The organism is Asanoa ferruginea (assembly GCF_003387075.1).
GTDB classification, from domain to species: domain Bacteria; phylum Actinomycetota; class Actinomycetes; order Mycobacteriales; family Micromonosporaceae; genus Asanoa; species Asanoa ferruginea.
On record NZ_QUMQ01000001.1, the window covers coordinates 6,528,126 to 6,552,532 of the forward strand.

Here is a 24,407-nt window from a genome sequence, read left to right on the forward strand (position 1 = left end):
ACATCGGGAGCGGCCATGGTGCTCGACAAGCAGTTCACCGCGACGCTGGTGAAGAGCCCGGCCAAGGGCGGACACACCTATGTGGTCTGGCCGGAGTCGGTCACGTTCTTCGGCACCCGCGGTCTGGTGAAGGTGCGCGGGACGATCGACGGGCACCCGTTCGAGAGTTCCTTCATGGCGTTGGGCGACGGGACCCACAAGCTGCCGGTCAAGGCCGAGGTACGCGAGGCGATCGGCAAGGAGGCCGGCGCCAGCGTCACCGTTGTGCTGGCCGAGCGCGTCTAGTGCTCAGCAGGCCCAACACGAGGATGCCGGCGCCGAGGGCGACCACCAGCCACCAGACGCCGTGCTCGGCGGTGGTGAAGGCGGCCCCGGTGGAGGTCGAGCCCACGATCGTTCCGGCCACCGCGACGCCCAGCGTCATGCCGGTCTGGCGGCCCGTCGAGGCCACCGAGGCGGCCAGGCCAGCCATCGCGGGCGGCATGCCGGCGACGGCCGAGTTGGTGATCGGTGGGTTCACGGTGCCCTGTGCGATGCCGAACAGCGCGAACGTCGCCACCACCACCGGCAGGGTTGTCGTCGGTCCCAGCCCGAGCGAGACCGCCCCGCCCAGCGCCAGCGCGGCACCGGCGACCACCAGCGGCACGCGGGGGCCGCGCCGACCGACGAATCGGCCCGTGACGGGACTGAGCAGCACGGTCAGCAGCCCGACCGGGAGCAGGCAGAGGCCGGCGGTCAGGGCCGGCAGGCCGCGTACGTTCTGTAGGTAGAGCGTGGTCACGAACAGGAACGCGCTGAAGCCGCAGAGGGCGAAGACCGCCATCACGATCGCCGAACTGAACGGCACGCTGCGGAACAGGGGCAGTTCGAGGAGCGGGTCGGTGCGGCGCGGTTCATACCAGCCGATGGCCAGCACGCCCACAACGGCGAGGGCGAGCGGGCCGAGGACCACCGGCGAGCCCCAGCCCCATCGCTCGGACTCGATGATCGAGAAGACGACACCGCTCAGCACCACCGCCACCAAGGCCTGCCCCACCGGGTCGAAGCGGCGCGCCCGGTCGGCCCGCGACTCCGGCACGAAGCGCGCGGCGGCCACGATGGCGACGACGACGATCGGCACGTTGACCCAGAAGATCGCCCGCCAGCCGAACCCGTCGACCAGCGCGCCACCGAGGATCGGCCCCAGCGCCAGCGCGACGCCGGACATCGCGCCGAACACGCCGATCGCCCTCGCCCGCTCGGCCCGCTCGGGGTAGGTAGTGGCCACGATCGCCATCGCCACCGGGTTGAGCATCGTGCCGCCGACGGCCTGCAACGCGCGGGCGGCGACCAGGGTGCCGATGGTGGGCGCCAGGCCGCACAGCAACGAACCGGCGCCGAAGACGGCGAGGCCCACCTGGAACACCCGCCGCCGCCCGATCCGGTCGGCGGTCGATCCGGCCAGGAGCAGAAAACTGGCCAGCACCAGGGTGTACGCGTCAACCGTCCACTGGAGACCCGACAGCGAGGCGTGCAGGTCGTGGCGGATGGCGGGCAGCGCGACGTTGACGATGGAGATGTCCATCACCACGACGACGATGCTCGCGCAGCAGATGGCGAGCACCAGCCGCCGGCGGCGCGGGCTGAGGCCGCCGGGCGCGGTCCGTGGCAGGGTCTGTGCGGTCATTGTCACGACGCTAGGATTTAGAGCGTGCTCGAAGTCAAGTCACGCCAGATCCCCGCGGCCGGCCTGAGCATCGCCGAGGCCGCCCGCCGCACCGGGGTCAGCGCACACACGCTGCGCTACTACGAACGCGCCGGCCTGGTCGTCACCACCGTCGACCGCACGGCCGGGGGCCGGCGCCGCTACCGCCAGCTCGACCTCGACTGGATCAAGGTCTGCACCCGGCTGCGGGCCACCGGCATGCCGATCAGGGCGATCAAGCGCTACGCCGAGCTCGTCTCTGCCGGCCACGGCAACGAGCACGAGCGGCTGGCCCTGATGACCGCACACCGCGCGGACGTGCTCGCGAAGATCGCCGAGCTCCGCGAAAACCTGAAGGCCATCGACCACAAGATCGACGTCTACCGCGGCCGTCTGGCCGCCGGCGACGCCGATCAGCTCTGGGCGCCCCGGGCCGGCTGACCCCGGCCTGGTGATCATGGTCACCTGCCGGCGCGCGACACGGCGCTCTTGCTTTCTTGACTGGTTCCAGAAAAGTGGCGACACTTTTGCGGGCGATGCACGACCGCGCGCTTTGAAGCCAAGGAGAGAACAGCACGATGGCAAGCGACAACAGGGGTCCCGCCGGCCGTGCCCGGTCCAACCGGGACTGGTGGCCCAACCAGCTCGACGTGACGGTGCTGCACCAGAACCCCAAGGCCGGCGACCCCATGGGCGACGGGTTCGACTACGCCGAGGCGTTCAAGACGCTCGACCTCGACGCCGTCAAGGCCGACATCAACACCGTGATGACCACCTCGCAGGACTGGTGGCCGGCCGACTACGGCCACTACGGCCCGCTCTTCATCCGGATGGCCTGGCACAGCGCCGGCACCTACCGGATCCAGGACGGGCGCGGTGGCGCCGGCTCCGGCGAGCAGCGGTTCGCGCCGCTCAACAGCTGGCCCGACAACGGCAACCTGGACAAGGCGCGGCGGCTGCTGTGGCCGGTCAAGAAGAAGTATGGCAAGAGCCTCTCCTGGGCCGACCTGCTCGTGCTCGCCGGCAACTGCGCGCTCGAGTCGATGGGCTTCACCACCTTCGGGTACGCCGGTGGGCGCGAAGACGTCTGGGAGCCTGAGGAGGTCAACTGGGGCACCGAGGACACCTGGCTGGGTGACGAGCGCTACAGCGGCGACCGCAAGCTGAGCAAAGGGCTCGCCGCCGTCCAGATGGGCCTGATCTACGTCAACCCGGAGGGCCCCAACGGCAACCCGGACGCCCTGGCCGCGGCCCGCGACATCCGTGAGACGTTCGGCCGGATGGCGATGAACGACGAGGAGACGGTGGCGCTGATCGCCGGCGGCCACACGTTCGGCAAGGCGCACGGCAACGGCCCGGCCGACAAGGTCGGCGCCGACCCGGAGGCCGCGCCGATCGAGCAGCTGGGCCTGGGCTGGAAGAACGCCCACGGCACCGGCAAGGGCGCCGACACGATCACCAGCGGCCTCGAGGGCGCCTGGACGCCGACGCCGGTGACCTGGGACAACACGTTCTTCGAGACGCTGTTCAGCTTCGAGTGGCAGCAGACGAAGAGCCCGGCCGGCGCGGCGCAGTGGACTCCGACCGACGCGGCCGCGGGCGACCTGGTGCCCGACGCGCACGACCCGGCCAAGCGGCACGCGCCGATGATGCTCACGACCGACCTCGCGCTGCGCGTCGACCCGAGCTACGAGGAGATCTCGCGCCGGTTCTACGAGAACCCGCAGGAGTTCGCCGACGCGTTCGCCAAGGCCTGGTTCAAGCTGACCCACCGCGACATGGGCCCGATCGACCGCTACCTCGGCCCGCTGGTGCCGGCCGAGCCGCAGCTCTGGCAGGACCGCGTACCCCCGGTGACCCATGATCTGGTCGGTGCGGCCGATGTCGCCGCGCTCAAGGACGCGGTGCTGACCTCGGGCCTGTCCGTGGCCGAGTTGGTCGCGACCGCCTGGGCCTCGGCGTCGACGTTCCGCGGCACCGACAAGCGCGGTGGCGCCAACGGGGCCCGGATCCGCCTCTCGCCGCAGAGGGAATGGGAGGTCAACGACCCGGCCCAGCTCGCGAAGGTGCTGCTCACCCTGGAGGCGATCCAGGAGCGGTTCAACGCGACCGGCAAGCAGGTCTCGCTGGCCGACCTGATCGTGCTCGCGGGCTCCGCGGCGATCGAGCGGGCCGCGCAGAACGCCGGCTTCACGGTCGAGGTGCCCTTCACCCCGGGCCGCACCGACGCGTCGCAGGAGCAGACCGACATCGAGTCGTTCGCGGTGCTCGAGCCGGCGACCGACGGCTTCCGCAACCACCTCGCCAAGGGCCGGACCCGCCCGACCGAGCAGTTGCTGATCGACCGCGCCCAGTTGCTGACGCTGACCGCCCCGGAGACGACCGTGCTGGTCGGCGGCCTGCGGGTGCTGGGCGCCAACACCGCGCAGTCGCCGCACGGCGTCTTCACGGTGCAGCAGGAGGCGTTGACCAACGACTTCTTCGTCAACCTGGTCGACGTCGGCACCGTCTGGAAGTCGGCCTCGGAAGACGAGGAGACCTTCGAGGGTCGCGACGCCGCCACGGGCGAGCTGAAGTGGACCGGCACCCGCGCCGACCTGGTCTTCGGCTCCAACTCGGTGCTCCGCGCGCTGGTCGAGGTCTACGCCGCCGACGACGCGAAGGAGAAGTTCGTTCGCGACTTCGTCGCCGCGTGGGTCAAGGTCATGAACCTCGACCGCTACGACGTCGCCTGACGGTGATCGGGAAAGCACCGTGCGAGCCTGGCTCGCACGGTGCTTTGCTGTGTGGGTGACCGAAGCCAGACCTGGCCTTGCACCGGGAACACGCCGGCCCGTGGGCACGTTTTTCGCCGCGCTCTACGGCGACCTGACGCCGCACCCGTGGCGCGACCCGGAGTTCGACGCCTACTTCCTCTTCTACCACCGGTCGGTGGCGATGGGCTGGCTCGGTGACGGCGCGCTGTGGGGCATGAACGACGCGGGGGAGCAGCACCCGCTCGGCGCCTCCGAACCGCCGTTGGCCGCGTGGTTCCAGGTCGGCGTCGAGCCGTTGCCCGCCGGCAATCCGCTGCCGGTGCAGGCGTTTCTCCGGTGTGCGGCCGACGCCACCGCGGGGATCGGGCGCCTTCGGCTGCGGGCGGCCCAGGTGGTGCTGCCGGTCGAGGCCCTGGACCCGGGGTCGCGCCCGCCGCCCGCGCTGATCGCCGCGGGCTGGTTCGCCGCCACTGACCCTTCGTCACGAACGAGGGTCCGGGTCACCCTCGACGGTGGCGAGGTTGCCGCGGTGGCGGCGCGGTTGTGCGACGAGATCAACAGCTACGACCAGCGGGTGTACGCCTGCGACGCGTACACGTTGACCGATCATGGTCTGTCGATCGTGCCGCCGTTCGAATTTCTCGGCACGCGTCGGGTGACGTTCGACGGGACGCTGGCCGAGTGGTCGCCGGATGCGATCGGCTGGCTGGGTGCCTTCCTCGGAGACCTGTGCGCCCGGCAGGGCGTCGCGACCCCGGTCCTGCTGACGGCCGTGCCGGCATAAATCGGATTAATCGGGCATATCCGGTAATGCCATTGGCCCGTTGTCCTGAACGTGAAGCGTCGCAATGTCGTGCGGCTGGCGATCGCCGCCGGTCTCGTAGTGGTGGCCGCCGTCGCGGCCGGAGCCAGCGCTGACCGGTCCAGTGTGGACCGCGACAGCTACGGCAACCCCGGCGGCGTGGCGCCGCGGGAGGCGTGGGCGTGGACCCAGCTCATCTCGGACCCCGCGCATCCCGGTCAGGTCACCCAGGTCAGGTTGGTCACGCCGGACGCCACCTGCCCGTTCATCGACATCACCACGCCCGCCGGAGGCGAGCGCCACCACATGGTGGTGGAGAGCGTGGTCAGCCAGTACCCCACGGACGCCACCGTCTGCACCTGGCGGGTGCCGCTGAACGCCACCAAGGCGCAGATCGACAGCAAGACCAGCGGCGTACCTATCCGTCCGAACAACAGCGGAGTCGTGCCATTGCCGACCTGGGGAGCGGGGCAGCGGCCCGGAAACATCGCCGTGATCGGTGACACCGGCTGCCGGATCCCCTCGGGCGGCAAACCGCAGGACTGCGACAAGGTGAAGAGCTGGCCGTTCCCGCAGGTCGCCAGGAGTGCCGCGAGAAGGCCGGACACGCCCGACCTGGTCGTGCACACCGGCGATTACATCTACCGCTCCCGGCCCGGCGACGAGCCCACCCAATACTGCGGCGACCAGAGCACGAACGAGCGCACCTGGGGCTGTCTGGTCGCCGACCTCTTCGAGCCGGCGGAACGCCTCTTTGCCGCGGCACCCTTCGTGTTCGTGCGCGGCAACCACGAGACCTGCGACCGCAACGGCGCGGTGTGGTTCCGCTACCAGGCCAACGAGCCGAGCGTGTCGCCCTGCGTCAACTTCAGCCCGCCGATCCGCGTCGCGGCGGGCAGCCTCGGGCTGTTGGTGATGGACACCTCGTGTGCCTCCGACGGCGCGAACCCGAACTGCGGCGTGCCGCAGGTGCAAACCGTTGCCACGACGCAGTTCAACCACATCAACAACACGCTCGTGGGCTCGGGCGACGACTTCCTGCTCACCCACGATCCTATTTGGACCATCGACGACGTGACCGCCGGCGGCAATCCTGAGTGGCTCGACCAGCGGCTCGCGGCGGCCGTGACGGCGACCACCGCCGGGCAACTCAGTTCGCAGATCAGGCTCGTGCTGTCGGGCCACGTCCACATCTACCAGATGCTCGACTTCGGTGGGCTCGTCTCCCCGCACCGCCCGCCGCAGATCACGGTGGGTTCGTCGGGCACCGAGCTCCTACCGAAAACCTGGACCGACGCCAGCCTGATCGGCAAGAACGTCGACGGCCAGCCGGTCGGACACCTCATCACCCACTCCCAGTTCGGCTACGCGGTGCTGCGCGACGTCACCGGCCCGACGTGGAACCTGCGCTACTTCGACCGGGCCGGCCACCTGGTGAAGGGCACCAACTGCAACCTGGTCGGCGCCGAGTTCCCCAACTGTCTCTAGTCGAGCGGCTGGCGGCTGAGTGTGGGCGGTTCCTTGCCCGCGAGCAGCCAGCCGCCGGCGTAGGCGACCACCGGCAGCCCGACCAGGATCGCCACCAGGTCGACCACCGGCACGTGGCCGAGCCAGTGCGCCTCGCGGTGATACCAGGCGAGCAGCGCCAGGTAGGCGGCGGCCGAGCCGATGACGGCGCCGACCAGGGCGAGTGACCCGGCGGTCGCGGCGGTCAGCGATCGGCGGGTGCGCCGGCGGGCGCCGGTGGCGGTCAGCGTGCGCAGGTCGCGCGCCGTCTCGGAGCGGATCAGGCCGACGGTCATCGCGAGTACGGCCAGCGCGACCGCGATGCCCGCACCGGTGGCGTTGTCCGCGAGCCGGGCCGCGTCGGCGCCGGTCGGCCGGGTCTCCACGGTCAGTCCCGCGGCCAGCGCCGTCTGCTCGGCCCGGTCGGTCTGCGCCTGCGTCAGCGGCCCGGGCGCGCGGAGCAACCAGCCGATCGGGACCGGCTCCAGCGCCCGCGACCGCAGGGCGCCCTCGGTGATCAGCGTGCCGGGCAGTGACGTGTAGGCCGGCAGCGCCGCCTGCTGCAACCTCGGGGGTGCGGCGGATGGCGGGAGGGGGAACAGGTCGTAGCCGTCGAGGCCGGTCCGCGAGGTGATGACCTCGGTGTCGGCCTGAATGGTCGCGGGGTCGACCCCGTAGCGGGCGAGCACCTCCGGCGTGGCGACGAACAACGGCAGGGACTGCTCGCTCGTGTATCGCAGGCCCTGCCGTCCATTGACCGTCACCCGCTCCGGCTTGCCCAACTGCAGCGGCACGCGGCCGTCGCCGTCCTTCGGCCCGGCCGGGTTGATCGCCGCCTCCAGCGGCAGCGGTGCGCCGGCGTGCAGGTCGGTCGCGATCGCGTCGACCTGCCCGCGCGCGGTGGCCAACTGGGCGGCGGTGAGCGGTGCCAGCGGCGCGTTGAACCTCTCGGCGGACAGCCACACGATCATCTGGTCGGCCGGCAGGTTGCCGCCGGTCGGTGCGGATGCCCGGGCCACCGAGACGCCCGCGGCGAGCGTGACGGTGGCGGCGATGCCGAGCGCGAGCCCGATCGCGGCCAGCGCAGCGCTCGATCGGGCCCGGTAGCGCGCCAGGTCACGCAGCGCCAGCCGGGGCGCGAGGGGAGCCAGGCGGGCGAGCCGGCCCAGTGCGGCGACGCCGAGCGGGGCGAGCAGCAGCAGACCGATGCACGTGGCCAGCACGCCGCCGACGATCAGCGGTTTCCTGGTCTGCTGGGCCGCGACGAGCAGGGCAGGCCCGCCGAGCAGCAGGACGGCGCCAACCGCGGCGAAGCGGTGCGCGGGCCGGGGCGGCAGCGGCCGGGCGGACAGGGCCGCGACGACGGGCAGCCTGGCGGCGGCGCGGGCCGGCCACCACGCCGCGCCCACGGCGGTCACCACGGCCAGCAGCACCGTGGCGAACACCGCCGGCCAGGGCAGGTCGAACCGGTCGATGCGATGCCCGACGAGCGTCTCCAGCCGCGGGCTGAAGGCGAACCAGCCGCCGAGACCGACCGCGACGCCGGCGAGGCCGCCCACGGCGCCGGTCGCGGCGCCGTTGGCCACCAGGGCCAGCCGGACGTGCCGGTGGCTGGCACCGATGGCGCCGAGCAGGCCGAGCGCACGCATGCGGCGTTGGGCCAGCACGGTGAACCCCGCCGCGGCCAGCAACCCGACGAACAGCAGCCCGATCGTGGCCAGCAGGAGCACGGTGACGGCGGCGCTGTCGCCCTGCGTGCCGCGGATCTCGACCGACGTCCCGTCCGGCAGGTCTTTCGCCGCGAACTCGGCCGGGGTCGCCCGGACCAGCACCGTCACCTGGTCGGCCGGGCCGGCCTGTCCCGGCGCGACGAGGGCGAAGCGGTCGCGCAGGTCGAGCGGGTTCTCGACCAGCCCGACCACGCTGTCCCGCCGGCCGGCGCGCTCCCAGGTGCCGCCGACGCGGAGGTGGAAGGTGGCGGCGACCCGGTCGGTGACCGCGATCTCGCCCGGGCCGGCCGGGTAGCGGCCGGCGGTCAGCCGCAGCATGGCCTTGCCGTAGGGCCCGGCCGGGTCCTGCGCGCGCAGATCGATGCCGCTGGCCGAGCCGGGCACCGGGATCGTCTGGTGCGCGATCACCTCGGCCGTGCCGAATGCGGCGCGCAGAGCCGCGGCGCCGGCGTCGAGTTGCGCGCCGGTGCCGCTCAGGGTCAACAGGTAGTTGGCACTGCCGAAGCGCGCCGCCAGCGAACCCTCCGCGGTCGTCGCGGCGCCGAGGCCCGCGGTCGTCGCCGCGACGGCGACCAGCAGCAGTGCCAGCAGCAGGGCCTGTTGGCGCCACTCGCGGCGGAACAGCCGCCATCCCCAGCGCAGCACCGCCCGCCGCGCCGCCATCCCGCCGTGGTCCGGGGTCGTCATCGGGTGGGCTTGCCGGCGAGGAGCGAGTCCGGACCGGGCCGGGGAGCGGTGCGGTCGACCACCCGGCCGTCGCGGATGAACACGACGCGGTCGGCCCACGAGGCGAGCTGCGCGTCGTGGGTGACCACGACCGCGGCCAGGCCGCGCTTGCAGGCCGCCAGGATCAGCCGCATCACGGCCTCACCGTTGGTGGAGTCGAGGGCGCCGGTGGGCTCGTCGGCGAGCAGCAGCTTGCGGTCACCGACGATGCTCCGGGCGATCGCGACCCGTTGCCGTTCGCCTCCGGAGAGCTGATCGGGGAAGCGGGACGCCCGGTCGGCGAGGTCGACGTCGGCCAGCGTGCGCAGCGCGACGGCGCGGGCCTTCCCGGCCCGCATGCCGTCGAGCTCCAGCGGCATCGCCACGTTCTCGGCCGCCGTCAGCCCGGGCAGCAGGTTGAAGTCCTGGAACACGTAGCCGATCGCGCGCCGGCGCAGCCTTGCCCGGTCGTCACGGGACATCGCGGCCAGCGAGTGCCCGGCCACCAGCACCTCGCCGGCGGTGGCCGACTCGAGCGCGCCGGCGATGGTCAGCAGCGTGCTCTTGCCTGAGCCGCTCGGCCCCATCACGGCCACCATCCGGCCGGCCTCGACCGACAGGTCCACGTCGGACAGTGCGTGCACCTCGTCGGCACCATCCAGATAGGTCTTCGAGACTGCGCGTAGCTCCAGCACGCTCATCGGCGTACCCCCGTCCGGCGTCGGATCTGTGGTGTTGCCCGCGCCGTGGCGGGCGGGTCGAACGCGGCCCGCTTGAGCCGCCCGTCGGCGCTGTCGAGCCATTTCACGACCGAGTCGAGCCGGAAGAGCTCGGCGTCGACCACCAGGGCCAGGCCGATGTCGAGGCCGGCCTCCTCCTCCTTGAGGCTGGTCCACTCCTGCATCAGCTCGACCAGGTAGCGGCGGTGTTCCTGGATCACCTCGTGCACGTCGACGCCGGGCAGGCGGACCGCAATCAGGATCTTGATCACCAGCTCGTCGCGCGGTGGCGAGGCCAGATCGGGCGGCGTGCGCAGCCAACCGGACAGCTCCTCGGCGCCGTCGGCGGTGATCCGGAAGCCCTTCTGCGGCCCGGCATCGGCGTCGTCGTCGGACTCCACCAGCCCGTCGCGCTCCAGCCGTTGCAGCGTGGTGTAGACCTGCCCGACGTTGAGCGGCCACACCTCGCCGGTGCGTGCCTCGAACTCCTCGCGGAGCTGGAGGCCATATTTCGGGCCCTCGCTGAGCAGCGCCAACAGCGCGTGCCGGACACTCACGACGTCACCATGCCGGGTATGATACTCAGTATATTGCCTTCGGTTCAAGCCTTTCCGGTGATGTCGCCGGCGACATCGTGCAGCAGCGCGAGAAACGCGCCGACGAGCGGCGTGAGCGAGGCGTCGGTGAGCGTCGCGGCGTAGAGCCGGCGGTGCAGGCCGCGCTCGGTCAGTTCACGGTGGACAGTGCCGGGCGTCGCGCTCAGCGCCAGCCTCGAGACCAGTGCGACGCCGATGCCGGTGCCGACCAGAGCCTGTGCGACGTCGTACGACGCGGTCTGGAACCGTACCTTCGGCGTGAAGCCCGCGGCCGCGGTGGCCCGGTCGAACTGGGCCCGGGCGGCATGGCCGGCGATGATCGTCACCCACGCCTCGTCGCGGAGCCGGGCCAGGTCGAGCGCGCCGCCGGCCGAAGCCAGTGGGTGGTCGTCGGGCAGCACCACGACCATCGGGTCGGCGAGCAGCGGGTGCAGCGTGACGTGCTCGGGCGGCACCGGCGGCTCGTCCCAGGCGGCGATCACGGCCAGGTCGAGCTCGCCGGCCGCGACGGCCGGCATGCCCTGATCGGAGGTGATGTCGACGACCGACAGGTCGGCGTCGGCGTGCCGGTGCCGCAACGCGGTCAACGCCGGCGGCAGCAGGCGCAACGCGGCGGCCTGGAACGCGCCGATCCGCAGCCGCAGCGACAACTCGCCGAGCAGCGCGGCCAGGCCGGTGCCGGCCTCCCGGGTGTGCCGGTCGATCCCGTGCCCGTGCGTCGCGAGCAGGGCCCCGGCCACCGTCAGCGAGGCACCTCGCGGGCCACGCCGGACCAGCGGCGCGCCGCAGGCCCGTTCGGCCCGGGCCACCTGCTGGGTCACCGCCGCCGCGGTGACGCCCAGCGCGGTCGCGGCGGCCGCGAGCGAACCGTGCCGCTCGATCAGGGCGAGGAGGCGCAACTGCCCGGGCTCCATCAGCATTAAAAGAGCTTAAGCCTGAGCCGGTGAACATTTACTTCCCTGAAGCGGCGTCGGTTCGGCAGCCTGGAGGCATGCCGATCCACCTCCCGGCGTTCATCGCCACCACCTGGTTGCTGGCGATGCTGCCCGGCGTCGGGCAGGCCCTCATCCTGCGGCAGGCCCTCGACGGCGGCGCCCGCCGGGCCTGGGCCAGCATCGGCGGCACCTGCACCGGGCTGCTGATCTGGACCACCGCCGCGGCCGCCGGGCTCTCCGCGGTGCTGCTGGCCAATCCGCACGCGTACGCGGCCGTCCGGATCGCCGGCGGTGTGCTGCTCGGCGCGCTGGGCGTGAGCACGCTGCTGGCGCTGCGCCGGCGCACCGTGGCCGTCGCCGTCGCGACGCCCGGCTATCGGCGGGCCTTCGCCGCCGGCCTGGCCACCAACCTCGGCAACCCCAAGGCCGGCGTGTTCGCCATCTCGCTGCTGCCGCAGTTCCTGTCGGCACACGGCCCGGTCTTCCTCTCCAGCATCGCCCTCGGCGCCCTGTGGGCCCTGGTCACCGGCGCCTGGTACGTGCTGTTCACCTGGATCGTCAACCGCGGCCGCACGCTGGTGTCGAGGCCCGCCGTCCACCGCGGCCTGCAACTGGTCACGGGCTGCGTGCTGCTCTGCCTCGGCACGGCGGTGGCGGCGGGGATCTAGCCTGGGCTGATGCTGCTCGCGCTGCCGTTCCGGGGCACCTGGCGGGTGCGCAACAGTCCCGCGCGGCGGGTGCCGAGCCACGGCACCCACCTGTTCGCGACGACGTACGCCATGGATTTCATCGCTGTTCGAGACGGCCGGACGGCACCGACGCGCGACTGGCGCACGCTGCTGGCCACCGAGCCACCGGACCGGTTCTTCGCCTTCGGCCTGCCGATCCTCGCGCCGGCCGCCGGCACCGTGGCGGCGGTGCATTCCGGCGCCCCCGACCACGAGGCACGCCGTTCACCGTTGGCGCTGGCGGGCTACGCGCTGACCCAGGCGTCCCGGGCCGGGGGCGGCGCGGCGGCGATCGCCGGCAACCACGTGATCCTCGCGGTCGAGGGCGGCTATGTCGTGCTCGCACACCTGCGGGCCGGTTCTGTCCGGGTGCGGGTGGGCGACGCGGTGGTGGCCGGCCAGGAGGTGGGGCTGTGCGGCAACTCCGGCAACTCGACCCAGCCACACCTGCACCTCCAGGCGATGGACGGGCTCGACCCCTTCGCCGCCCGCGGGTTGCCGATGGAGTTCCGGTCCTACCGCGTGTCGGGCCGGCCGGGCATCGTCGATCGAGGCGTCCCGGGGGAGTCGGAGATCGTGGAGCCGGGCTAGGGTGTCCCGTCGTGACTGCGGACGACTGGCTGGCGGACACCCGAACCTCCTACGACACCGTGGCGCTCAGCTACGCGGCGACGATGGTCGACTCGATCGAGGGCGCGCCGGAGTTGCGGGCGGCGCTGGCGCGATTCGCCGACCTGGTCCACGACGCGGGCGGCGGCCCGGTGCTCGACGCGGGCTGCGGCCCCGGCCACGTGACCGCACACCTGCACGCGCTCGGCGTCGACGGGTTCGGCGTCGACCTCTCGCCGGGAATGGTCGACGTGGCCAGGCGCGACCACCCGCACCTGCGGTTCTCGGTCGGCTCGATGACCGCGCTCGACCTCGCCGACGCGTCGGTGAGCGGGCTGCTGGCGTTCTGGTCGCTGGTGCACGTCCCGGACGACGCGGTGCCGACCATCTTCGCGGAGTTCCGGCGCGTGCTGCGGCCGGGCGGGCCGTTGCTGGTCGGGTTCCACGCCGGCACCGGGTCGCGCCTCAAGACCGAGGGCTACGGCGGACACCCGATGAAGGTGTACGTCCACCGCCGCCAACCCGACCAGGTCGCCGGCTGGCTGCGCGACGCGGGCTTCACGGTCATCGACGAGGCACTGCCCGGCATCGACCCGGGGATCCTGTTCGCCCGGCGGCCGGCCATATGAACGAGGTCCGCGCTCGGTTCACCGCGGACACTGTGACCGTCTATCAGGCCTACTCATCCGCGATCGCGCTGCCGGCCCTGGCACACGGCGGCTTCGTCCCGCCGTTCAGTCGCGACCGGATGACGTGGATCAAGCCGTCGTTCCTGTGGATGATGTATCGCTGCGGGTGGCCACCAAGCCCGGCCAGGAAAATGTGCTGGCGATCGAGATCACCAGGACCGGGTTCGAGTGGGCGCTGGCGAACGCCTGCCTGAGCCACTTCGACCGGGACCGCTACCCGTCCAGCGGGGACTGGTCGCGGCAGCTCAAGGCCAGCCCGGTGCGGGTGCAGTGGGACCCGGAACGCTCGCTCTCCCTCAAGCCGCTGCCGCACCGGTCACTCCAGGTAGGGCTGACCGGTGTCGCCGCGGCCCGGTACGTCGACGAATGGATCACCGGCATCACCGAGGTGACCGGCACGGCACGCGCGATCAGGGAACTGCTGCGCGCCGGCGACGACACCGCTGCCCGCGCGCTGCTGCCGGTCGAGCGCGTTTACCCGCTTCCGGCACCCGTCGCAGCGAACATCGGGGCGGCCATCGACTAGCCGCCGTCCTTATTGGACGAACTGCTGCCCGCCGTCGATGTCGTACGTCGCGCCGGTCAATGCGGTGTTGGTCATGATGTGCACCGCGAGCGCCGCGACGTCTTGCGCTGTCACGACCCGGCCGATCGGGTTGGTGGTGCGCAGTTCCTCGCGGCGCGCGTCGAGGTCGTCGCCGAGCAGCCGGGCCGACAGCGGGGTGTCGACGAAGCCGGCCGCGATCAGGTTGGCCCGCACCGGCGCGATCTCGAGTGCCAGGGAGGCGATGAACGGCGGGAGTGCCGCGGTGCCGGCCGAGACGATCCCCAGGCCGCGGGCGATCCGCCGGCCGCCGGTGCCGCCCATCAGGAGCAGGGTGCCACCGGGTCGCATCCGGCTCGCCGCGTTGCGGGCGACGCCGAGCGCCAGCACGATGTGGTCGCTGACCGCGAGGGCCACCTCCGCCGGGTCCATCTCGAGCAGCGGGCCGTAGCGCGGGCCACCGGCGGTGATCAGCACGTGGTCGATCGGTCCCGGCACGTCCTGGAAGAACCCCGCGAGGGCGGCCGCGTCGGTCGCGTCGAACGCCGCGGTGCGCAGCGCGCCGATGTCGCGCGCCGCCTGGTCGAGCCGGTCCTGGTTGCGGCCGGTGAGGATGACGTCGGCGCCTTCGGCGCGGGCGAGCCGGCCGGTCTCCAGGCCGATGCCGGCGCTGCCGCCGATGAGCACTACGGTCTGTCCGGCCAGCGCTGGTGTCGGCATGCGGTCCATTTTATCCCTTTCCGGACCGTGACCACCCTCGCCACACTCCCGATGTCACCTCCGCCGGCACTCGCAGGTCTAACTCGGTGATGACGGAGGTGACGGTGGACGGCGAAGTCGACCTGCACGAGATCTACCGCGTCACGGCACGCCGGCTGACGGCCCAGCTCTACGGGCTGACCGGCGACTATGCCGAGGCGCAGGATGCGGTGCACGAGGCGTTCGCGCGGGCGCTCGCGCGCCCGTCGCTGCTGCGCGGGGTGGCGAGCCCCGAGGCGTGGCTGCGGACGGTGGCGATGAACGTGGCGCGCTCGCGACACAGGCGAAGAGTCCTGTTCGACCGGTTGGCGAAGGCCGGCCGGTTGCCCCGCGAGGAGGTGGTCCCGTCCCTGTCGCCCGACCACGTGGCGCTGGTCGCCGCGCTGCAACGGCTGCCACGCGTGGTGCGCGAGGCGGTGGTGCTGCACTACATCGCCGACCTGCCGGTCGCGGAGGTGGCCGCGACGCTCGGCTGCAGCGTGGAGGCGGTCAAGACCCGCCTGCTGCGGGGGCGGCGCGCCCTCGCGACGGACCTCGGCGACAAGGAGGCGACCAATGCGTGAACCAGACTTCGCCGGACTGGCCGAGGCGGCCGGCCAGGCGTTCCGACCCGACTGGGCCGACGTGGTCGCCAAGGCCGCGCGCCGGCGCCGGTTTCTGCGCGCGTTCGGCGCGGCCGCGGTGGTGGCGGTCGTGGCGGCGGGCGGCGGCATCGCGACCGGCGGCGGCTTCGCCGGCGACGGCGGTCCGGGCCCCACTCCGGCACCGGCACCGTCGGGCAGCGCCTATGTGCTGCGGCACGCCGCCGAGAACCCCAAGCCCGGTGGGAGCCCGATCCCCGCGGTCTCCGTGACGAGCTACGCGGTAGCGGGCGACCTCGACCATCTCTATCTGCCGATCCGCGACTGCCGTAGCGCGTGCGTCGACAAGGTGGCGGCCAGCGCCGACCGGGGCGCGACGTGGACGACGTCGGAGATGCCGGGCGGCGGGATCAACTCGGCACGGTTCCTCACGGCTGCGGCGGGCGAAACGGTGGTCACGACGGTCAGCCGGCCGGCCACCGCGACGGGCTATTTCACGAGCACCGATGCCGGGCGTACGTGGCGAGCGGCGACCGTCACCCCGGTCGAGGAACTGCCGGCCGACGCCGTCTCGGTGGGCGTCGACGAGGATCGGCTGGTCGCCGTCGATCCGGCCACCGGCGACCTCGCCAGCGTGGCATTGCCGATCATGCAGGCGAGTGTGCTTGGCGTGGCGCCGGAGGTGGGGGAGAGGTGGATCTTCGGATACACCGGTTCCGAGCCGACGTCCCGGCCCGACAAGCCGAAGTGGATCGGCAAGTCGCTGGCCGTCAGCCGGGACGGCGGGCGCACCTGGAGTGTCCGCAAGCTGCCGAAGGACGCCGTCTTCCGCAGTGTCGCGGTCGCCGACGGGAAGCGGGCCTACGCGCTCTACAGCGGCAGGGCGGCCGACGACCTGCGCCTCTACCGCAGCGATGACGGCGGAATGACCTGGAACGGCGGCCACGACATCACGTTCAACTTCCTGGATTTCCCGGACGAGGGCATCTTCGGCCTGGCCGACGGCAGCGCGTTCATCTCGATGAACAACGGGCTGACCCGGACCACCGACGGTCGCCGGACGACCGCGAGCTGGGCGGGCGTGGGGCCGCGCGCGCACGTACTTGCCGTTCCTGGCGGCTACGTGGCCACCAGCCTCAATCCGGAGGTGGGCCTCTGGGTCTCCACCGACGACGGCAAGACGTGGAACAAGCTCCCACTGGCCTCGGTGGGGTGAGCCCGCGGTGGCCTACGGGGTCGACAGGCGTCACTGATCGGTCAGCACGGGCTGAACGAACGTAGCTGGCGGGATCAGCGGCCCTCACTAGACTTCGGGCCCATGATCGACTTTTCCAATGGTTCTGTCTTCAAGCTCAACCCAGCCCGGCTCGAGGACCTCGGGCCGCTGGTGGCGCCCCTCCTGATCCCGGAGGAGCGCCTGGTGTCGTGCTTCAAGGCGATGCGCGACTTCGTCGTGTTCACCGACAAGCGGCTGATCGCCGTCAACGTCCAGGGGATCACCGGAAAGAAGCGCGACTTCACTTCGCTTCCGTACAGCAAGATTCAGGCCTTTTCGATTGAGACCGCGGGCACGTTCGATCTCGACGCAGAGCTAGACCTGTGGTTCAGCGGGCTCGGCAAGGTGCGCCTCGAGTTCAAGGGGAGCGCCGACATCCGGGAGCTCGGCCAGCTTGTGGCGCGCTACGTGCTGTAACCCGCCGGTCAGCCGATTTCGAGGCGGGAGATCAGGCCGTCGCGCAGGGTGACGCGCATCGGGCCGGTGCCGTTGAAGCGTCTGCTGGTCGCGCGGATGGTGACCACGTAGGCGTCGTCGCCGGCTGGCTCGGTCGAGAGCACCTCGAATTGCATGCCGACACCGATGTTGTCGGTGCGGTCCCAGTCGGCGACTCCATTGTGGCCGGTGAACTCGCGGCTGCCGTCACGGACGTAGGCGTCGTCGGTGAACGCCGCGACGAAAGCGGCCGAGTCGGCGGCGTTGGTCGCCTCGATCATGGCCGCGATGGGTGCCGGCGGCGTTTGCTCGGCCATGGTCGGCTCCGTCTCGGGTCGGGTGTCGATCAAACCCATGCTAGCCACGGCACCTCGCGGTTTTCGTCGTATGCCCCGTCTAGCTTTCCGCTCATGAAAGTTGACCGGCAGGGCGTTGATCGCGGTCTATCCGGCGCTCACCTCACCATCGCGATCGCGCCGATCGCCGGCCGGCTCACCGCGCTGGCCGGCGATGTCGCGGTCAACTCCGCCGACTCCGACATGCTCTTCGTGGGCTACCCGGTCGGCTGGCTCGTCCTCGCCGTCACCAGCGCGGCCCCGAGCCAGGCGGCCAGGCCCGGGGTGGCAGTCGCCTCGTGTGATCGAGCCGTCACGGCCAGCCCCGGCCGATGGCGCGGGGCCGAGGTATTTTAGTGATGCCTAATAAATGAGGAGGGCGATCATGGCAGGAGGACGGCCGCGCGCCTTTGACAGTGACCGGGCCCTTGACCAGGCGCTGGAGGTGTTCTGGCGGCAGGGCTACGAGGGCACCGCCATCTCCGACCTCACCAAGGCCATGGGCATCAACAACGCGCCCAGTCTCTACAACGCCTTTGGCAACAAGGAGCAACTGTTCAGCAAGGTGCTCGACCGCTATGCCGACGGGCCCGCCCGCTATATCCGTGCGGCTTTCGATCAGCCGACGGCGCGGGGCGCGGTGGAAAGCCTGCTGCACGGCGCCGCCGACGCGACGACGGATCCTGATCATCCGCGCGGCTGCATCACTGTCCAGGGCGCCCTGGCCTGCTCGCCCGGTGCGGAGGCCGCGCGAGCCGAGTTGACCGCGCGGCGGGCGGCCGGCGAGGCGGCCCTGCGGGCGCGGTTGGAGCGGGCCGCCGCCGACGGGGAACTCCCGGCCGGCAGCGATCCCGAGGGCCTCGCGCGCTACTTCACGACCATCTACCAGGGCGTCGCGGTCCAGGCGGCCGGCGGCGCGACCCGGGAGCAACTGCACCAGATCGTCGATACGGCCATGACCGTCTGGCCGGCGCCGGCAACCACCTGATCCGCAGGAGCCGTCGCGCGCGTCACATCCACTCGACACCAGCCTTCGGCCGGCCTAGTTTTTTAGTGCACGCTAAAAAACAACGCAGACATGAGGGAGCACCCACCATGGGGCAGCTTGATGGCAAGACCGCGGTCGTGACCGGCGGCACCAGCGGGATCGGCCTGGCCACGGCGGAGCGGTTCGCCGCGGAAGGGGCGCACGTCTACGTCACCGGCCGGCGCCAGGACGCGCTCGACGCCGCCGTGGCCAAGATCGGGCCCAACGCGACCGGGGTACGCGGCGACGTCGCCGACCTGGCCGACCTGGACCGGCTCTACGCGACGGTGGCCAACCAGAACCGGCGCATCGACGTGCTGTTCGCCAACGCCGGCGGCGGTGAGTTCTCCACGCTCGAGCAGGTCACCGAGAAGCACTTCGACCAGACGTTCGGCGGCAACACCAAGGGGATGCTGTTCACGGTGCAGAAGGCGCTGCCGCTGCTCAACGACGGCGCGTCGGTCATCCTCCAGTCGTCGAACGCCGGCACGCTCGGCAACGAGGCGTTCGGCGTCTACGCGGCCTCCAAGGCGGCCGTGCGCTCCTTCGCCCGCACCTGGGCCGCGGAGCTCAAGGGCCGGTCGATCCGGGTCAACGCCATCAGCCCGGGCACCATCGACACCCCCGGCATCGACGGTCTCGTCCCGAGCCAGGATCAGGCCGACCAGCTCAAGACCTACATGGCGAGCACGATCCCGATGGGCCGGATCGGCCGCCCCGACGAGGTGGCCAGCGCGGCCCTGTTCCTCGCCTCGGACCAGAGCACCTTCATCACCGGCATCGAACTCTTCGTCGATGGCGGCCGCAACCAGATCTGACCGGTCTAGTGGCTGGCGGCGACACGATCCGTGAACGCCGCCAGCTTGGTCATCGCCCGGTCGATCCGCTCTTCCAGGCTTAGGGTCTCGTCGCGCCGGACGAGGCGCAGCTTCGGCTGGCGCTTGCCGCGCAGGTAGAGCGAGCAGGCCAGGTCGGCGCACATGTATTCGCCGATCGTGTTGCCTTTGCGGCCCTCCGGCCCGGCCAGCGGCGCCACGAAGAGCGCCACGCCCGACGCGGCGTGGTCGGTCAGGCAGACGCTGCACATGCTCGACCGCATCGCGCTGATCCGGCGCACCTCCGGGCGGCGCAGCACGATGCCGGTGGGGCCGTCGGCGCCGGGCACGACCAGCAGCGCCCGCTGTGGGGCGCCGGGGTCGGTCCAGCCGAGAAAGTCGAGGTCGGCCCAGGGCACGCCGCCGTCGGTGAAGCCGGCGGGGAGCTTGATGCGGCTGGCCTCGCCCTTGCTGCAGTTCACGAAGGAGCCGCGGATCGCGCCCTCGTCGAGTGGTTCCATGCCGCCGAAGCTAACCGACCGCGTCGCCAGCGGTCATCCTCTTTTCCTGGCCCGGCCGGAGCGGGTAGCTTGACCGCCACATGTCTTCCCAGGCCACGATCACCCCTTCCATCGCGTACGCCATCGTGTTGGTGATCCTGGTTGTCATCGCGGCCGCGGTCGCCGGCGTGGCCCGGCTGGAGATCTCCCGGGCATTGGTCGTCGCGAGCATCCGCGCGCTCGTGCAGCTCGCCGCGATCTCGCTGCTCATCGTCGCGGTGCTGCGCTCGTGGGGGCTGACCGCGGTCTTCGTCACCTCGATGCTGACGATCGCGGCGTTCACCTCCGGCGGCCGGGTCGGGCGGCGCTCGCCGGTGATCGCGCTGCCCATCCTCGGCGGCGTCGTGCCCGTGCTCGCGCTCGTGCTGGCCACCGGGACCGTCCCGCGCACGCCGACCGCCGTGGTGCCGATCGCCGGCATCCTGATCGGCGGTGCGATGACCGCGACCTCGCTCGCCGGCCGGCGAGCGCTGGAGACGCTGCGGACCCGGCACGGCGAGTACGAGGCGGCGCTGGCCCTCGGCTTCGCCGACCGCGACGCCGCGCTGGAACTGTGCCGGACGAGCGCCGCCGAAGCGCTCGTCCCGGCCCTCGACCAGACCCGCACGGTCGGCCTGGTGACGCTGCCCGGCGCGTTCGTCGGCGTGCTGCTCGGCGGCGCCAGCCCGATCGCGGCCGGCGCCGCCCAGCTACTCGTGCTCGTCGGCCTGCTTGCGGTCGAGATGATCGCCGCGGCGCTGACCGTCGAGTTCGTCGCGCGCGGCATCATCAAGCCCGCTCAGTAGCGAACGCTGCTCTGCACCAGTGGCGGATACACGGCGGACTCTTCGCCGTCGACGGTCGTGCCGGCGAACTGGAGCATCGCCCGTTGCGCGCCGTGCATCGGGGCCGGGTAGTTCAGCGTCGGCGCGGAGATCTCGTCCAGCGTGCGGAGCTGGTCGGGGGTCAGCGTGACCGAAAGGCCCGCGAGGTTGCTCTCCAGGTGTGCCACCCGGCGCGCGCCGACGATCGGCACGACAGTGCCGGCGCGGGCGCGCAGCCAGGCCAGCGACACCGCCGCCGCGGTGGTCCCGAGCGACTCGGCGATCGTGGCGACGGCCTCGATGACCTCGTAGTCGGCCTCGGTCGGCCCACCGACGAAGGCCGTGCGGGCGGAGTCGGTGACCGATGTGCCGCGCCGGTATTTCCCGGACAGGAAGCCGTTCTTCAGCGGGCTCCACGGCACCAGCGCCATGCCCTGGTCGAGCGCCAGCGGCGCCAACTCGCCCTCGACGGTGCGGGCCAGCAGCGAATACTCGACCTGCAACGCGATCAGCGGGGTCCAGCCCTTGAGCTGGGCCATGGTCTGGGCCTGTGCGGTGAGCCAGGCGGGCGTGTTGGAGAAGCCGACATGACGGATCTTGCCTGCCCGGACCAGATCGTCGAGCGTACGCAGCGTCTCTTCGATCGGGGTGTGCCGGTCCCAGTTGTGCAGCCAGTAGAGGTCGAGGTGGTCGGTCTGGAGCCGGCGCAGGCTCTCGTCGAGCTGGGCGATGATCGAGCCACGGCCGGCGCCGCCGCCGTTGGGGTCGCCGGGGAACATGTTGCCGAAGAACTTCGACGCGAGCACCACGCGGTCGCGCAGGCCCGGCCGGGCGGCGAAGTAGTCGCCGAGGATCTTCTCCGAGTGGCCGTTGGTGTAGAAGTTGGCGGTGTCGACGAAGTTGCCGCCCTGCTCCAGGTAGGTGGCCAGGATCTTCTCGGACTCCGCGACACTGCAGCCGGCACCGCCGGGATCGTCGCCGAAGGTCATCGCGCCGAGCGCGAACGGGCTGACGCGGAGGCCGGATCGGCCGAGGGTCACATACTGGTCAAGTGCCATGCGTCAATCGAACGCCGGGCCCGCCGGGCGGGGTAGACAGATCCGCGCGGGGGCTTGCACGATCCTGCTTATCTACGGCAGCGCGGGGCGCAGGCGGGCGAGGTCTTCGCTCGGCGGGGCGCCGAACTGCCGGCGATACTCCCGGCTGAACTGTGACGGGCTGTCATAGCCGACCCGCAGCCCGACGCCGGCGATGTCGGTGGGCCGGGTGGCGAGCAGCAGCCGGGCCTCCTGCAACCGGATCTGCTTCTGGAACTGGATCGGGCTCATCGCGGTGACCGCCTGGAAGTTGCGGTGGAACGCCGACACGCTCATCCCGGCGAGCCGCGCCACGTCTTCGACCCGGAACGGCTGGGCGTAGTTGTCGCGGATCCACCGCACGGCGCGCGCCACGTGCCGCAGGTTGCTGTCGGCGACACCGAGTTGGCGTACGACGTCGCCCTGCTCGCCGTTGATCAGCCGCCACAGGATCTCGCGGATCACCATGGGTGCCAGCACCGCCCGGTCGCGCGGCTGGTCGAGCAGGCGGAGCAGCCGGATCACCGCGTCGAGCAACTCGGCCGGCGCGTCGCTGACCGCGATACCGGGCGGCGTGGCGGCCGTCGCGCCGGGCCCCGCACTGAGCAGCAGTTCGGCGACGGCGTCCGGGCGCAGGGTCAGCCCGAAGCCGAGCGCCGGCCGTTCCCGGCTGACCTCGGTGAAGTGGCCGGTGACCGGCAGGTCGACCGAGGCGACGAGATACTGGCCGGCGCGATACTCGTACACCCGGTCGCCGAGGGCCAGGCGTTTCGCTCCCTGCGCGATCACCGCGAGCACCGTGCCCGACATCGCTGGCGACGGCGGCAGCGCCCGGTCGACCTTCGAGATCAGCACGCCGTCGATGGCGGTGCCGAAGTCGGGCCGGGCGTGCCGCGCCAGCAGGGTGCGGAGCTCGTCGAGCTGCATCATCCGATTTCAGCACACACCGGATCGGCCCAGCTCGGGAGTGGGATCAGGCAGAACGGATGCCCGGCCGGGTCGGCGTAGACGCCCTCGCCGTCGAGCTTGGTGGCGCCCAGTTTCAGGACGGCGGCGCCGGCGGCGGCCCGGTCGTCGACCATCACGTCGAGATGGATCTGCTGCGGGACCGCCGGGTCGGGCCAGGTCGGCGGCCGATGGTCCGGGGCGCGCTGGAAGGCCAGGCCGGAGGCCCGGTCGGAGGTCGAGACAACCGCGAAATCGTCATCACGGTACGTGATGGGCAGACCGAGCAGCTCGCTGTAGAACCGGGCCAGCGCCGCCGGGTCGGGGCAGTCGAGGATCGTGTGGTGCAACCGTCCGATCATGCCCCCGCACGCTAGACCACGATGACGACCTTGCCACGCCCGTGGCCGGTCTCCACCTCGCGGTGCGCGTCGGCGGCCGCGGCGAGCGGATAGGTGCGGCGCACGTGGATGCGCAGCGTGCCGTCGAGGTAGCGGTCGACCAGCGACGCCAGGCGCTCGGCCGAGCGCAGCGCCGGTGTCACCCGGATGCCGAGTTCGTCGGCGCGGTCGTGGTCGACCAGTGTCAGGATCCGGCGCCGGTCGGCAACCAGGTCGAGCGAGACGTCGAGGGCGGCACCACCGGCACCGTCGAGCGCGGCATCGACGCCGCCCGGCGCGGCCGCCCGCACCCGGTTCGCGAGGCCTTCGCCGTAGGCGACCGGCATCGCGCCGAGCGCCCGCAGGTAGGGATGGTTCTCGGGCCGGGCGGTGGCGATGACGGTCGCGCCGGCAGCGAGGGCGAGCCGCACGGCCACCGTGCCGACCGCGCCCGCGGCGCCGTGGATCAGCAGCGTCTCGCCGGCCGCCGGTGCCAACTCGGCCAGCGCGATGTGCGCGGTCTGCGCTCCCGCCGAGAAACCGCCGGCGACCGTCCAGGGCATCGTGGACGGTTTGGCGACGACCTGGTCGGCCGCGACCGCGAGCAGTTCGGCGTAGGCGCCCAACTGGCCGAACCCGAGCACCTCGGCGCCCTTCGCAATGCCGTCGACACCGGGGCCGACGTCTTCGACCACGCCGGCGAACTCGTTGCCCGGGATGCGCGGCAACGTCGGCGGCACGCCGGCCGGCAGCTAGCCCGCGCGGACCGCGCAGTCGTAGGGCTGCACGCCCGCCGCGCGCACGCGGACCAGAACCTGACCAGGCGCCGCCACCGGGTCGGGCAGGGTCATCAGGTGGAGCACCTCGGGACCGCCGGGGGAGCTGAACGCCGCAGCACGCATGCCCGCCAGTCTTCGACCTCAACCTTGCTTGAAGTCAACTCACTGCGTCGGCAGGTCGGGTTCGTGCTCGCCCTTCGGGCGCGGGCCGTGGATGCGCCGGTCGGACTCGTCGATCCGCACGTCGTTGATGCTCGCCTCGCGCCGGCGCATCAGGCCGTGCTCGTCGAACTCCCACAGCTCGTTGCCATAGCTGCGCCACCATTGGCCGCTCGGGTCGTGCGACTCGTATTGGAAGCGCACCGCGATCCGGTCGTCGGTGAACGACCACAGGTTCTTGCGCAGCGCGTAATCCAGCTCATGGGACCACTTGTCGGTCAGGAACGCGACGATCGCCGGGCGGCCGACCAGGAACTGGTCGCGGTTGCGCCACACCGAGTCCACTGTGTAGGCGAGCGAGGCGCGCTCCGGATCGCGGGTGTTCCACGCGTCCTCCGCGGCCTGCACCTTGACCAGCGCGCTGGCCCGGTCGAACGGCGGCAGTGGTGGTCGGTCGGTCATGGCGTTCCCTCC

27 protein-coding genes and 2 pseudogenes are annotated in these 24,407 nt (G+C 71.8%); 16 read left to right on the forward strand and 13 right to left on the reverse strand.

Features of this window, described 5'->3' with window-relative positions; all coding sequences use genetic code 11:
• Positions 1 to 15 precede the first annotated feature (15 nt).
• A complete protein-coding gene (locus DFJ67_RS30455) occupies positions 16 to 285 on the forward strand; it encodes a DUF1905 domain-containing protein (protein ID WP_116071388.1) in 270 nt (89 codons plus the stop codon).
• On the opposite strand, the gene DFJ67_RS30460 is transcribed toward DFJ67_RS30455, so the two are convergent.
• Positions 257 to 1,666, reverse strand: coding sequence for an MFS transporter (locus DFJ67_RS30460; protein WP_116071390.1), 1,410 nt, complete (start codon positions 1,664 to 1,666; stop codon positions 257 to 259). The two genes, DFJ67_RS30455 and DFJ67_RS30460, sit on opposite strands and share 29 nt — an antisense overlap.
• 24 nt (positions 1,667 to 1,690) lie before the next feature.
• Here DFJ67_RS30460 and DFJ67_RS30465 point away from each other — a divergent pair, with 24 nt between their 5' ends.
• The 4 genes from DFJ67_RS30465 to DFJ67_RS30480 all read left to right on the forward strand — a co-directional run bounded on the left by DFJ67_RS30465 (position 1,691) and on the right by DFJ67_RS30480 (position 6,730).
• Positions 1,691 to 2,125, forward strand: coding sequence for a MerR family transcriptional regulator (locus tag DFJ67_RS30465; RefSeq protein WP_116071392.1), 435 nt, complete (start codon positions 1,691 to 1,693; stop codon positions 2,123 to 2,125).
• 137 nt (positions 2,126 to 2,262) lie between these two features.
• The gene (katG, locus tag DFJ67_RS30470; protein WP_116071394.1) at positions 2,263 to 4,419 is read left to right on the forward strand and encodes a catalase/peroxidase HPI; all 2,157 of its coding nucleotides are present in this window, start codon (positions 2,263 to 2,265) and stop codon (positions 4,417 to 4,419) included.
• A 100-nt stretch (positions 4,420 to 4,519) separates the two neighbouring features.
• Complete coding sequence (locus DFJ67_RS30475) at positions 4,520 to 5,224, forward strand: hypothetical protein (protein WP_203783171.1); 705 nt, start codon at positions 4,520 to 4,522, stop codon at positions 5,222 to 5,224.
• A 51-nt stretch (positions 5,225 to 5,275) separates the two neighbouring features.
• Entirely contained in the window at positions 5,276 to 6,730 is a 1,455-nt protein-coding gene (locus DFJ67_RS30480; RefSeq protein ID WP_147315664.1) for a metallophosphoesterase family protein, read from the forward strand.
• On the opposite strand, the gene DFJ67_RS30485 is transcribed toward DFJ67_RS30480, so the two are convergent.
• Genes DFJ67_RS30485 through DFJ67_RS30500 form a run of 4 tightly spaced genes read right to left on the reverse strand, consistent with a single transcriptional unit; the run spans position 6,727 to position 11,418 of the window.
• Complete coding sequence (locus tag DFJ67_RS30485) at positions 6,727 to 9,165, reverse strand: FtsX-like permease family protein (protein ID WP_147315665.1); 2,439 nt, start codon at positions 9,163 to 9,165, stop codon at positions 6,727 to 6,729. The genes DFJ67_RS30480 and DFJ67_RS30485 overlap by 4 nt on opposite strands.
• Positions 9,162 to 9,884 carry an ABC transporter ATP-binding protein gene (locus DFJ67_RS30490; protein ID WP_116071400.1) on the reverse strand — a complete coding sequence of 241 codons (723 nt, stop codon included), beginning with the start codon at positions 9,882 to 9,884 and terminating at the stop codon, positions 9,162 to 9,164. The genes DFJ67_RS30485 and DFJ67_RS30490 overlap by 4 nt, the downstream gene beginning before the upstream one ends.
• On the reverse strand, positions 9,881 to 10,459 hold the full coding sequence (locus tag DFJ67_RS30495; RefSeq protein WP_116071402.1) for a PadR family transcriptional regulator: 579 nt from the start codon (positions 10,457 to 10,459) through the stop codon (positions 9,881 to 9,883). Before DFJ67_RS30495 ends, DFJ67_RS30490 begins: the two co-directional genes overlap by 4 nt.
• A 44-nt stretch (positions 10,460 to 10,503) precedes the next feature.
• A complete protein-coding gene (locus DFJ67_RS30500; RefSeq protein ID WP_116071404.1) occupies positions 10,504 to 11,418 on the reverse strand; it encodes a LysR family transcriptional regulator in 915 nt (304 codons plus the stop codon).
• 71 nt (positions 11,419 to 11,489) lie between these two features.
• Between DFJ67_RS30500 and DFJ67_RS30505 the strand changes: the two genes are divergently transcribed.
• The 4 genes and pseudogenes from DFJ67_RS30505 to DFJ67_RS30520 all read left to right on the forward strand — a co-directional run bounded on the left by DFJ67_RS30505 (position 11,490) and on the right by DFJ67_RS30520 (position 13,985).
• Positions 11,490 to 12,101 (forward strand): LysE family translocator, encoded by a 612-nt coding sequence (locus tag DFJ67_RS30505; protein ID WP_116071406.1) that lies wholly within the window; start codon positions 11,490 to 11,492, stop codon positions 12,099 to 12,101.
• 9 nt (positions 12,102 to 12,110) lie between these two features.
• Positions 12,111 to 12,752, forward strand: a complete 642-nt coding sequence (locus DFJ67_RS30510) for a M23 family metallopeptidase (protein WP_116071408.1) — start codon at positions 12,111 to 12,113, stop codon at positions 12,750 to 12,752.
• Between the two features lie 11 nt (positions 12,753 to 12,763).
• Entirely contained in the window at positions 12,764 to 13,399 is a 636-nt protein-coding gene (locus DFJ67_RS30515) for a class I SAM-dependent methyltransferase (protein WP_116071410.1), read from the forward strand.
• Positions 13,396 to 13,985: pseudogene (locus DFJ67_RS30520) on the forward strand (DUF4291 domain-containing protein). Before DFJ67_RS30515 ends, DFJ67_RS30520 begins: the two are co-directional and overlap by 4 nt.
• 9 nt (positions 13,986 to 13,994) lie before the next feature.
• Here DFJ67_RS30520 and DFJ67_RS30525 read toward each other — a convergent pair.
• The gene (locus DFJ67_RS30525; RefSeq protein ID WP_116076823.1) at positions 13,995 to 14,723 is read right to left on the reverse strand and encodes an SDR family oxidoreductase; all 729 of its coding nucleotides are present in this window, start codon (positions 14,721 to 14,723) and stop codon (positions 13,995 to 13,997) included.
• Positions 14,724 to 14,827: 104 nt separating this feature from the next.
• On the opposite strand from DFJ67_RS30525, the gene DFJ67_RS30530 reads away from it, so the two are divergent.
• From DFJ67_RS30530 to DFJ67_RS30540, 3 genes are all read left to right on the forward strand, one after another.
• The gene (locus tag DFJ67_RS30530; protein ID WP_239096991.1) at positions 14,828 to 15,325 is read left to right on the forward strand and encodes an RNA polymerase sigma factor; all 498 of its coding nucleotides are present in this window, start codon (positions 14,828 to 14,830) and stop codon (positions 15,323 to 15,325) included.
• A complete protein-coding gene (locus tag DFJ67_RS30535) occupies positions 15,318 to 16,559 on the forward strand; it encodes a WD40/YVTN/BNR-like repeat-containing protein (RefSeq protein WP_116071414.1) in 1,242 nt (413 codons plus the stop codon). Before DFJ67_RS30530 ends, DFJ67_RS30535 begins: the two co-directional genes overlap by 8 nt.
• Before the next feature lie 102 nt (positions 16,560 to 16,661).
• Positions 16,662 to 17,036, forward strand: a complete 375-nt coding sequence (locus DFJ67_RS30540; RefSeq protein ID WP_116071416.1) for a PH domain-containing protein — start codon at positions 16,662 to 16,664, stop codon at positions 17,034 to 17,036.
• An 8-nt stretch (positions 17,037 to 17,044) separates the two neighbouring features.
• Here DFJ67_RS30540 and DFJ67_RS30545 read toward each other — a convergent pair whose 3' ends face one another.
• Complete coding sequence (locus DFJ67_RS30545; protein WP_211333975.1) at positions 17,045 to 17,410, reverse strand: nuclear transport factor 2 family protein; 366 nt, start codon at positions 17,408 to 17,410, stop codon at positions 17,045 to 17,047.
• Positions 17,411 to 17,464: 54 nt separating this feature from the next.
• Here DFJ67_RS30545 and DFJ67_RS30550 point away from each other — a divergent pair, with 54 nt between their 5' ends.
• The 3 genes from DFJ67_RS30550 (at position 17,465) to DFJ67_RS30560 (ending at position 19,234) form a co-directional block, all read left to right on the forward strand.
• Positions 17,465 to 17,746, forward strand: coding sequence for a hypothetical protein (locus DFJ67_RS30550; protein WP_116071418.1), 282 nt, complete (start codon positions 17,465 to 17,467; stop codon positions 17,744 to 17,746).
• Positions 17,747 to 17,774: 28 nt separating this feature from the next.
• Positions 17,775 to 18,377 carry a TetR/AcrR family transcriptional regulator gene (locus DFJ67_RS30555; RefSeq protein WP_116071420.1) on the forward strand — a complete coding sequence of 201 codons (603 nt, stop codon included), beginning with the start codon at positions 17,775 to 17,777 and terminating at the stop codon, positions 18,375 to 18,377.
• Between the two features lie 107 nt (positions 18,378 to 18,484).
• Positions 18,485 to 19,234 (forward strand): SDR family NAD(P)-dependent oxidoreductase, encoded by a 750-nt coding sequence (locus tag DFJ67_RS30560; RefSeq protein WP_116071422.1) that lies wholly within the window; start codon positions 18,485 to 18,487, stop codon positions 19,232 to 19,234.
• Between the two features lie 5 nt (positions 19,235 to 19,239).
• Here the strand turns inward: DFJ67_RS30560 and DFJ67_RS30565 are convergent, their stop codons facing one another.
• Complete coding sequence (locus tag DFJ67_RS30565) at positions 19,240 to 19,752, reverse strand: FBP domain-containing protein (protein ID WP_116071424.1); 513 nt, start codon at positions 19,750 to 19,752, stop codon at positions 19,240 to 19,242.
• An 80-nt stretch (positions 19,753 to 19,832) separates the two neighbouring features.
• Here DFJ67_RS30565 and DFJ67_RS30570 point away from each other — a divergent pair, with 80 nt between their 5' ends.
• Positions 19,833 to 20,576, forward strand: coding sequence for an ABC transporter permease (locus DFJ67_RS30570; RefSeq protein ID WP_116071427.1), 744 nt, complete (start codon positions 19,833 to 19,835; stop codon positions 20,574 to 20,576).
• Here the strand turns inward: DFJ67_RS30570 and DFJ67_RS30575 are convergent.
• From DFJ67_RS30575 to DFJ67_RS30595, 5 genes and pseudogenes are all read right to left on the reverse strand, one after another.
• Positions 20,570 to 21,652: an aldo/keto reductase gene (locus tag DFJ67_RS30575; RefSeq protein WP_116071429.1), complete on the reverse strand. Its 1,083-nt coding sequence runs from the start codon at positions 21,650 to 21,652 to the stop codon at positions 20,570 to 20,572. The two genes, DFJ67_RS30570 and DFJ67_RS30575, sit on opposite strands and share 7 nt — an antisense overlap.
• 72 nt (positions 21,653 to 21,724) lie before the next feature.
• Positions 21,725 to 22,600 carry an AraC family transcriptional regulator gene (locus tag DFJ67_RS30580; protein ID WP_239096990.1) on the reverse strand — a complete coding sequence of 292 codons (876 nt, stop codon included), beginning with the start codon at positions 22,598 to 22,600 and terminating at the stop codon, positions 21,725 to 21,727.
• Entirely contained in the window at positions 22,597 to 22,977 is a 381-nt protein-coding gene (locus DFJ67_RS30585) for a VOC family protein (RefSeq protein WP_116071433.1), read from the reverse strand. The genes DFJ67_RS30580 and DFJ67_RS30585 overlap by 4 nt, the downstream gene beginning before the upstream one ends.
• Positions 22,978 to 22,988: 11 nt before the next feature.
• Positions 22,989 to 23,897, reverse strand: a pseudogene (locus tag DFJ67_RS30590) (NADP-dependent oxidoreductase).
• Positions 23,898 to 23,936: 39 nt separating this feature from the next.
• Positions 23,937 to 24,395 carry a nuclear transport factor 2 family protein gene (locus DFJ67_RS30595; RefSeq protein WP_116071435.1) on the reverse strand — a complete coding sequence of 153 codons (459 nt, stop codon included), beginning with the start codon at positions 24,393 to 24,395 and terminating at the stop codon, positions 23,937 to 23,939.
• Positions 24,396 to 24,407 lie beyond the last annotated feature (12 nt).